This is a genomic window from Pseudomonas sp. D4002, assembly GCF_013385665.1.
Taxonomy (GTDB): Bacteria; Pseudomonadota; Gammaproteobacteria; order Pseudomonadales; family Pseudomonadaceae; genus Aquipseudomonas.
The window spans coordinates 1-8,520 of the sequence record NZ_JACAPN010000072.1 but is presented as its reverse complement, the minus strand read 5'-3'; the positions used below and the strand labels follow the sequence as shown (position 1 = coordinate 8,520).

8 protein-coding genes are annotated in these 8,520 nt (G+C 64.0%); all 8 read left to right on the top strand.

Annotated elements, in window-relative coordinates; all coding sequences use genetic code 11:
- Positions 1 to 245 precede the first annotated feature (245 nt).
- Complete coding sequence (locus HX824_RS32305; protein WP_177056100.1) at positions 246 to 1,325, top strand: serine hydrolase; 1,080 nt, start codon at positions 246 to 248, stop codon at positions 1,323 to 1,325.
- On the top strand, positions 1,322 to 1,636 hold the full coding sequence (locus HX824_RS32300) for an amidase (RefSeq protein ID WP_177021695.1): 315 nt from the start codon (positions 1,322 to 1,324) through the stop codon (positions 1,634 to 1,636). The genes HX824_RS32305 and HX824_RS32300 overlap by 4 nt, the downstream gene beginning before the upstream one ends.
- Positions 1,637 to 1,765: 129 nt before the next feature.
- Positions 1,766 to 2,941, top strand: coding sequence for a M20 aminoacylase family protein (locus HX824_RS32295; protein ID WP_087692640.1), 1,176 nt, complete (start codon positions 1,766 to 1,768; stop codon positions 2,939 to 2,941).
- A gap of 57 nt (positions 2,942 to 2,998) precedes the next feature.
- The gene (locus tag HX824_RS32290) at positions 2,999 to 4,309 is read left to right on the top strand and encodes a citrate-proton symporter (RefSeq protein ID WP_177056098.1); all 1,311 of its coding nucleotides are present in this window, start codon (positions 2,999 to 3,001) and stop codon (positions 4,307 to 4,309) included.
- The gene (locus tag HX824_RS32285) at positions 4,306 to 5,748 is read left to right on the top strand and encodes an amidase (protein ID WP_177021128.1); all 1,443 of its coding nucleotides are present in this window, start codon (positions 4,306 to 4,308) and stop codon (positions 5,746 to 5,748) included. The genes HX824_RS32290 and HX824_RS32285 overlap by 4 nt, the downstream gene beginning before the upstream one ends.
- A 64-nt stretch (positions 5,749 to 5,812) precedes the next feature.
- Positions 5,813 to 6,583: a helix-turn-helix domain-containing protein gene (locus tag HX824_RS32280; RefSeq protein ID WP_177021127.1), complete on the top strand. Its 771-nt coding sequence runs from the start codon at positions 5,813 to 5,815 to the stop codon at positions 6,581 to 6,583.
- Between the two features lie 160 nt (positions 6,584 to 6,743).
- On the top strand, positions 6,744 to 7,325 hold the full coding sequence (locus HX824_RS32275; protein ID WP_177056095.1) for a YceI family protein: 582 nt from the start codon (positions 6,744 to 6,746) through the stop codon (positions 7,323 to 7,325).
- Between the two features lies 1 nt (position 7,326).
- Positions 7,327 to 8,484: a phosphatidylserine/phosphatidylglycerophosphate/cardiolipin synthase family protein gene (locus HX824_RS32270; protein ID WP_134325862.1), complete on the top strand. Its 1,158-nt coding sequence runs from the start codon at positions 7,327 to 7,329 to the stop codon at positions 8,482 to 8,484.
- Positions 8,485 to 8,520: the final 36 nt, after the last annotated feature.

Here is an 8,520-nt window from a genome sequence, read left to right as displayed (position 1 = left end):
GCTTTTGATCTTGATCTTGGGCACTCCGAGCCTAGGCGAGGAGCCGAGTGGTGGGGCAAGAGCGTTTTGCTTACTTTTGACTGGGCCGGCATTCCGGCTGTTCAAAAGTGAGCCGCTGTAAGAGCGGAACCAATCTCAGCCATCACCCAAATAACGGATATGTACCCCCTCCAATGCCCAGTAACAAAACCGTCATTCCCCTAGGCTAGGCTCGCGGGCTCGAACGCCCCACGAGTCCCAAGTCCATGTTCAAAGGCCTGCTCTACGCCGCGCTGCTGTTCACCCTGACGGCCCACGCCGAAACCTGGCCGCAGAAGGATTGGTCCCAAGGCCAACCGCTAACCGGCCCGGCCGCCCAAGCCCTGGACGACTACGCCTTCCCACCCCGCGATGACACCACCCGCAAAGGCGTCCGCACCGACGCCTTGCTGGTCATCCGCGACGGCCAGATCATCTACGAACGCTACGCCGCCCCCACCACGGCCAGCACCCCGCACTTGACCTGGTCCATCAGCAAAAGCCTGATGGCCACCGTGCTCGGCGTGGCCTTCGGCGAAAACCGCTTCAAACTCACCGACCCCGCCGCGCGCTTTTACCCGCCGATGAAACAACACCCCGGCGTGACCATGGCCGACCTGCTGCACTGGGCCTCGGGCCTCGACTGGCAGGAAGACTACGAATACGCCCCGCTGAAATCCTCGGTGGTCGCCATGCTCTACACCCGCGGCCACCACGACATGGCCGAGTTCGCCGCCGACACCGCAACCTACAGCGCCCCCGGCCAGGCATTCCGCTATTCCAGTGGCGACAGCAATATCCTGTCCGCCACCCTCAAGGGCATGCTCGGCCACAAGGCCTACGTCGACTACCCATGGACCGCCCTGTTCCAGCCACTGGGCATCCACAACGCCACCTGGGAAAGCGATGCCGAGGAAACCTTCGTCGCGTCCTCATATGCTTACCTCACCGCCCGCGACCTGGCCCGTGTCGGCCTGCTGATGCAGCGCGACGGCCGTTGGGGCGAGCAACAGTTGCTGCCCAAGGAGTGGGTCGCGTTCAATCGCCAACCGTTCGACAAGTACAAGGCGGGCCAGGACGAAGCCGTTCCGGGCGGCCAATGGTGGCTCAACCGCGAAGTGCAGGGCGCCGCCAGACCCTGGCCGGACGCGCCCGCCGACACCTTCGCCGCCCTCGGCCACTGGGGGCAGGCGCTCTACGTGATGCCCGAAAAACAGCTGGTCATCGTGCGCTACGGTGACGACCGCGACGGCAGCTATCGCCACAACGAACTCCTCAAGCGCGTCCTTGCAGCGGTGCAACCATGATCCGCCGTCATCCCTTCGTCAGTCTGTTGATCCTGCTGTTACTCGTGTTGCTCGGCTGGGTCTGGCACGAGCGGGTCAACCTGCAAGCCTTCCCCGACATCATCGCGGCCTACACCGCCAAGGAGTACTGTTCCTGCCGATATGTGGAGGGCAATCCCGCTGATTATTGCCAGGGTTATGTGAAGCAATACGTGCCCACCAGCGCCTTCACCGACAACCCTGAAAAACACCTCGTGACCGCCAGCGGCCTGGGCCGCGCCCACAGTGCCCAATGGCTGGGCCAGCGCGAGGGCTGCCGCCTCTTGCCCTAATGCAGCCACAGGTGGGGCTGAGGTTCCACAGGGTGGAACCACCTTTGATTGTCCTCCTGCGCACATCGCGGTTATCTGGCGGTGTGCAACGAAAAAGAACGGGAACACCCGCCTGCGAGGAGAATCACCATGAGCCCACACCAGCACATCCTGGATTGGCTGAGCGATGTCGCCAGCGACCTGCACGCCGTGCGTCAGGACATTCACGCCCACCCCGAACTGGGTTTTGAAGAAAACCGCACCTCCGCCCTGGTGGCGCAATCGCTGCGTAACTGGGGCTACGAAGTCCACACCGGCATCGGCCAGACCGGCGTGGTGGGTGTGCTGCGCAATGGCAGCAGCTCGCGCAAGCTCGGTATCCGCGCCGACATGGACGCGTTGCCGATCATCGAAAACACCGGCGCCAGCTACAGCAGCCAACACGCCGGCTGCATGCATGCCTGCGGTCATGACGGCCACACCACCATGCTGCTGGGCGCCGCGCGTTACCTGGCCGCGACCCGTCAATTCGACGGCACCCTGAACCTGATTTTCCAGCCCGCCGAAGAAGGCCAGGGCGGCGCCGAAGCCATGCTCGCCGACGGCTTGCTGGAGCGTTTTCCCTGCGACGCACTCTTCGGCATGCACAACATGCCGGGCTTGCCCGCCGGCCATCTGGGTCTGCGGGTCGGGCCGATGATGGCTTCCCAGGACCTGCTCACCGTGACCCTCGAAGGCGTCGGCGGCCATGGCTCCATGCCGCACCTGACGGTCGACCCGCTGGTGGCCGCCGCCAGTATGGTCATGGCGTTGCAGACCGTGGTGGCGCGCAATATCAATGCCCAGGAAGCCGCAGTAGTGACCGTCGGTGCCCTGCAAGCGGGCCAGGCTGCCAACGTGATTCCCCAGCAAGCACTATTGCGTTTGAGCCTGCGTGCCCTGGATGCGAACGTGCGTGAGCTGATGCTGGAGCGGGTCAAGGCGATCATCCTGACCCAGGCCGCGAGCTTCGGCTGCACCGCGCAGATCGAACATCGGCCGGCCTATCCGGTGCTGGTCAACCACCCCGAAGAAACCGAATTCGCCCGCCAGGTCGGCGTCGCCCTGCTGGGTGAAGATGCCGTCGACGGCAACACCACCAAGCTGATGGGCAGCGAAGACTTCGCCTGGATGCTGCAGCGCTGCCCCGGCAGCTACCTGTTTATCGGCAACGGCGTCTCGCGGCCGATGGTCCACAACCCCGCCTATGACTTCAACGACGACATCCTGTTGACCGGCGCCGCCTACTGGGGCGCGCTGGCCGAGAGCTGGCTCAAGCCCGCCTGACGACCTCTTTTTTCTGCCGCTGGACCCTTTCCCAACAGGTTGAATGGAGTGTTCCTCATGCAGACTGCAAAACAGGGCGTATCCCGCACCCGCCAGGTCGTGGCGGCGGTGATCGGCAATGCGCTGGAATGGTATGACTTCATCGTTTACGGCTTTCTCGCCAGCATCATCGCCCGGCAATTTTTCCCGTCGGAGGATGAATACGCCTCGCTGCTGATGGCCCTGGCCACCTTTGGCGTCGGCTTCTTCATGCGCCCGGTGGGCGGGATTCTGCTGGGCATGTATTCGGACCGTAAAGGCCGCAAGGCTGCGATGCAACTGATCATCCGGTTGATGACCATCTCCATCGCCCTGATCGCTTTCGCCCCCAGCTATGCTGCCATCGGCATGGGCGCGCCGATGCTGATCGTGGTTGCGCGCATGCTCCAGGGCTTTGCTACCGGCGGTGAATACGCCAGTGCCACGGCGTTCCTGGTGGAGAGCGCGCCGGCCCATCGCAAGGGCCTGTACGGTTCCTGGCAGTTGGTGGGACAGTGCCTGGCGGTGTTCGGCGGCGCGGCGATGGTGGCGTTGGTCACGCACTTCTTCGAGCCGCAAACCCTTGAAGTCTGGGGCTGGCGCCTGCCGTTCATCTTCGGCTTGCTGATCGGTCCCGTGGGCTTGTGGATCCGCCGGCACATGGAAGACCCCGAGGAATTTATCGAGTCACGCAAACAGGCCAAGGGTGCGGCGCCGAGCTTGATGGACGTCATCCGCGATCACCGCCGCAGCATCCTCGTGTCGATGGGCCTGGCCTGTGGTGCAACGGTGTCGTTCTACGTGGTGCTGGTGAATATGCCGACCTTCGCCCACAAGAACCTCGGCCTGCCGCTGGACCAGGTATTGATGGTACAGATGTTCGCGGTGGCGCTGATGACCGTGGTGATTCCGCTGTCCGGCCTGCTGTCGGATCGGTTCGGTCGGCGTCCGGTATTGATGGCGTTCACCCTGGCGTTTTTTGTGATGGTGTACCCGCTGTATGTGTGGGTCGCGGCGGCACCGTCCATCGAGCGTTTGCTGGTGATGCAGGTGATGTTGTGCACTGCCATCGGCGGCTTTTTCGGCCCGGCGCCGACGGCCCTGGCCGAGCAGTTTCCCATCGAAGTACGCTCCACCGGGGTGTCAGTGGCGTACAACGTGGCGGTGATGGTATTCGGGGGCTTTGCGCCGTTGATCGTCACCTGGCTCAGCAAGGTGCTGGGCACGCCGGTAGCCCCGGCATTTTATGTGCTGTTCGCTTGCGTCCTGACGCTGCTGGGCACTTACTGCATGCATGAGGCGCCACGGGCGAAACGACCGGCGCCGTTTTCCAGCGAGGTGAAACCTTGAGTATTGTTGAACTGGATGCCATCGAACTGTCTCGGGCGATCCATGCGCGGCAGGTGTCCTGCCATGAAGTGATGCAGGCGTATCTGGCCCAGGTCGAACGCTTCAACCCGACGGTGAATGCGCTGGTCTCGCTGCGCTCCCATGAGGACGTGCTGGCCGAAGCGGCGCAGCGTGATCGCGAGTTGGACCAAGGCCAATCCCGTGGCTGGATGCACGGCATGCCCCAGGCGATCAAGGACCTGGCGGCGACCCAGGGCCTGCGCACCACCCTCGGTTCGCCGCTGTTCGCCGAGCATGTTCCTCAAGAAGATGCGATCAGCGTGGCGCGGGTTCGGGCCAGTGGCGCGATCATCATCGGCAAGACCAACGTGCCGGAATTTGGCCTGGGCTCGCAGACCTACAACAGCGTGTTCGGCACCACCGGCAACGCCTATGACCCGCGCCTGGTGGCCGGTGGCAGCAGCGGCGGCGCGGCGGTGGCGCTGGCATTGCGCATGCTGCCGGTAGCGGATGGCAGCGACATGATGGGCTCGCTGCGAAACCCGGGGGCGTTCAATAACGTATTTGGCCTGCGTCCGTCCCAGGGTCGGGTGCCTCACGGGCCGGCGCCGGAGCTGTTCGTCCAGCAACTGGCCACGGAAGGCCCGATGGGTCGCAGCGTGGCGGATGTGGCGCGGCTGCTGAGTGTGCAGGCCGGCTACGACCCTCGGGTGCCGCTGTCGCTCAAGGAGGATCCGGCGGTGTTGGGTGAGCCACTGCAGCGCGACTTCAAGGGTGCACGCCTGGGCTGGCTCGGGGATTACAACGGTTACCTGCCGATGGAAGACGGCGTGATGAGCCTGTGCGAATCGGCCCTCAAGGACTTCGCTGCGCTGGGTTGCGAGGTCGAGCACTGCCAACCGGAATTTTCTCTGGAACGCCTGTGGCAGACCTGGCTGGTGCACCGCCATTGGCTGATCCAGGGCTCCCTCGGCGCGGCCTACGCCGACCCGCAAAAGCGCGCACTGCTCAAGCCGGAGGCGCAATGGGAAGTGCAGGGCGGATTGCAACTGAGTGCGGCGGACGTTTACCAGGCTTCGATCAACCGCAGCGACTGGTACCGCGCCCTGGGCAAACTGTTCGAACGTTACGATTTCCTGTTGCTGCCCACCGCCCAAGTGTTCCCTTTCGATGCACAACAAGCCTGGCCACGCCTCGTCGCAGGGCGCGAGATGGACACCTACCACCGCTGGATGGAAGTGGTGATCGGCCCCACACTGGCCGGCCTGCCGAGCATGAACGTGCCGGTGGGTTTCAACCCCCAGGGCTTGCCCATGGGCCTGCAGATCATCGGCCCGGCCCAGGCGGACAGGGCGGTGTTGCAACTGGCGTACGCCCACGAACAACTGACCCGCTGGGTGCAGCGGCGACCGCCCGCTTGCCTCTCGGCGACCGGTTGAGCCGCGACGGGCCTGTATCTTGCTGTGAAATCAGATCATCCATCGGCATCAAGGAGATCGACACATGGGCAGCGACGCCGAGACGGGAACCGTACGCTCAGTAGGGCGGGCACTGGCGATCATCGAATTGCTCGGCGAGCATCAGGCGCTGGGGCTGGAAGAGTTGCATTACCTGACTCACCTGCCCAAGGCCACGGTCTCGCGGATGCTGCTGACCTTGCAGGAACAGGGCTGGATCTATCGTGGGCTCAGCGACCGGCGTTACCGCCTGCGGGCCAGACGGTTGTTCGGCGACACCCAGCAACGCTTCAAGCGCCAACTGGTGGAAAGCGCCGCGCCGTGGCTGCTGGACCTCAGCGAGCGCACCGGCCTGGTGGTGGACCTGTCGAGCTTCGACGGCGAACGCCTGGAGGTGATGGAAAGCGCGATCCCCACGGTGCTGCGCAAGCTCTACCCGAACAATTGCCAGATCGTCGGCCAGCACGCCAGCCTGTTTCATTCGGCCATGGGCAAGGCGTGCCTGGCGCAACTGTCGGCGGATGAAGTGCAGCGCCTGGCCGGTCGTGAGCATGTGGCGGAAGACGATCAATACCGGGCGTGTGAACAATCCCAGCACCAGGGGTTTGGCCAACGCACCGAAGGCTACTGGGAATACCCGGTGCGCCTGCCGTTCCTGATTCGCGCGGTGGCCTTGCCGGTGCGGGCCAATGGCCGGTTGGTGGGCAGCATGGCGCTGCATTGGCCGATGGATCAGGCACCGGTGGAACGGGTGCTGAGCCTGCACCTGGCCAGCCTGGAATCGACGATTCGCGATGTGCAGGAGGCGTTGGCCTGACCACCGTTCCCCCGTAGGAGCGAGCTTGCTCGCGAAGAACTCACAGGCACCGCGTTCATTCAGAATGCCCGCGTCATCGTTGGCAACCTTCGCGAGCAAGCTCGCTCCTACAGGAGGTCTTTGTTACTGTTCGCCCAGGTTTTTTGCCCCACGAGTCTTTATGTCCCTGTTCAAACCCATGGCCTTCCTGCTGCTGGCCGCTGCCGCCGTGCCTGCCCACGCCGACTGGTACCTGGACAACGAGTCCTCGCGCCTGTCGTTCGTCACCACCAAGAACACCGACATCGCTGAAGTGCAGCGCTTCCTGGTGCTGCATGGCAAGGTCGACAGCAAAGGCGCGGCGCAGCTGGAAGTCGAACTGGAGTCGATCAACAGCGGCATCCCGCTGCGCGACGAGCGCATGCGCAATGAGCTGTTCGAGATCAAGACCTACCCGGACGCGGTGATCAATGCGCAGATCAACCTGCAACCGATCAACGACCTGGCCCCCGGCGCGCAATACGAGCTGCGCCTGCCGCTGTCGGTGACCCTGCACGGCAAGACCCAGGCCTACAGCACCGAATTGCTGGCGACCCGCCTGGATGACCGACGCTTCCAGGTGGTCACCCTGGAGCCATTGGTGGTGCACGCCGAGGATTTCGATTTGCTGCCGGGGGTAGCCGCATTGCGCAAGGCCGCCGGGCTGTCGCAGATCAGCCTGTCGGTGCCGGTGGGTGCGGTACTGATTTTCACGGCGCGCTGACATGAGCGGCGCAGTGTTCCCGTGGCGCAGCGCCAACCGTTTCGAGCTGATGGTCGACGGCCCGAGTTTCTTCCCACGCATGCTGGAAGGTATCGCCCAGGCTGAGCAACAGGTGGCGCTGGAGCTGTATCTGGTGGAGGCGGGCGCGTGTGCCGAGGCGATGGTTCAGGCCCTGGTGGCGGCCGCCGAACGTGGCGTGCGCGTACGTTGCCTGTTCGATGACTACGGCAGCCTGGCGTTTACCCTGGGCCTGCGTCGGCGGTTGATCGATGCCGGGGTGGACCTGCGATTCTACAACCGCCTGAGCTGGCGCCGCTGGATGCGCAACCTCTATCGGGACCACCGCAAGCTGTTGTTGATCGACCAGACCATCGCCGTGGTTGGCGGCACCGGCGTGACGGATGAATTCTGGACGCCCGGGGAAGACACCGCCGACTGGCACGAAGTGATGGTGCAGATTCGTGGCCCGCTGGTGCTGGATTGGCAGGCGTTGTTCGACCGTCAGTGGCTGGCGAACGACGATCGTAGAGCCTGGAAACCGGCCACGCATTTTGGCCTGCCACGCTTGCCCAAGGTGCCAGCGACAGGACCGGGGCTGGGGCGTGTGGCCTATGCCGACGCCCGCCAGCATCGGGATATCTTGCAGTCACTGATCCGTGCGCTGAACAGCGGCCACCAGCGTATCTGGCTGGCCACGCCGTATTTCCTGCCGACCTGGAGCGTACGGCGTGCCCTGCGCCGGGCGGCGGGGCGCGGGGTGGATGTGCGTTTGCTGTTGACCGGGCCACGTACCGATCACCCGTCGGTGCGGTATGCCGGGCACCGTTACTACCCGCGTTTGCTCAAATCCGGGGTGCAGATCTTTGAATACCAGCCGTGCTTCCTGCACTTGAAAATGGTGCTGGTGGACGATTGGGTGAGCATTGGCTCGTGCAACTTCGATCACTGGAATCTGCGCTTCAACCTGGAGGCAAATCTGGAGGCGCTGGACCCGGAACTGACGTTGGCGGTGGCGGGGAGTTTCGAGAGGGATTTTGCCCAGAGCCAAGCGGTGAGCCTGGAGGCGTGGCGGTCGCGGCCATTGTGGCGGCGGGTGAAGCAGCGGGTGTGGGGGTGGATTGATCGGTTGGTGGTTAACCTGCTGGACCGCCGCGGATAAGCCAGAACACCCCAATCAAATGTGGGAGATTCTATG

Excerpts from the sequence above, each read along its gene's own strand:
- HX824_RS32280 (WP_177021127.1), top strand. The coding sequence starts at position 5,813 with ATGGGCAGCGACGCCGAGACGGGAACCGTACGCTCAGTAGGGCGGGCA.
- HX824_RS32290 (WP_177056098.1), top strand. The coding sequence starts at position 2,999 with ATGCAGACTGCAAAACAGGGCGTATCCCGCACCCGCCAGGTCGTGGCG.
- HX824_RS32295 (WP_087692640.1), top strand. The coding sequence starts at position 1,766 with ATGAGCCCACACCAGCACATCCTGGATTGGCTGAGCGATGTCGCCAGC.
- HX824_RS32270 (WP_134325862.1), top strand. The coding sequence starts at position 7,327 with ATGAGCGGCGCAGTGTTCCCGTGGCGCAGCGCCAACCGTTTCGAGCTG.
- HX824_RS32300 (WP_177021695.1), top strand. The coding sequence starts at position 1,322 with ATGATCCGCCGTCATCCCTTCGTCAGTCTGTTGATCCTGCTGTTACTC.
- HX824_RS32305 (WP_177056100.1), top strand. The coding sequence starts at position 246 with ATGTTCAAAGGCCTGCTCTACGCCGCGCTGCTGTTCACCCTGACGGCC.
- HX824_RS32275 (WP_177056095.1), top strand. The coding sequence starts at position 6,744 with ATGTCCCTGTTCAAACCCATGGCCTTCCTGCTGCTGGCCGCTGCCGCC.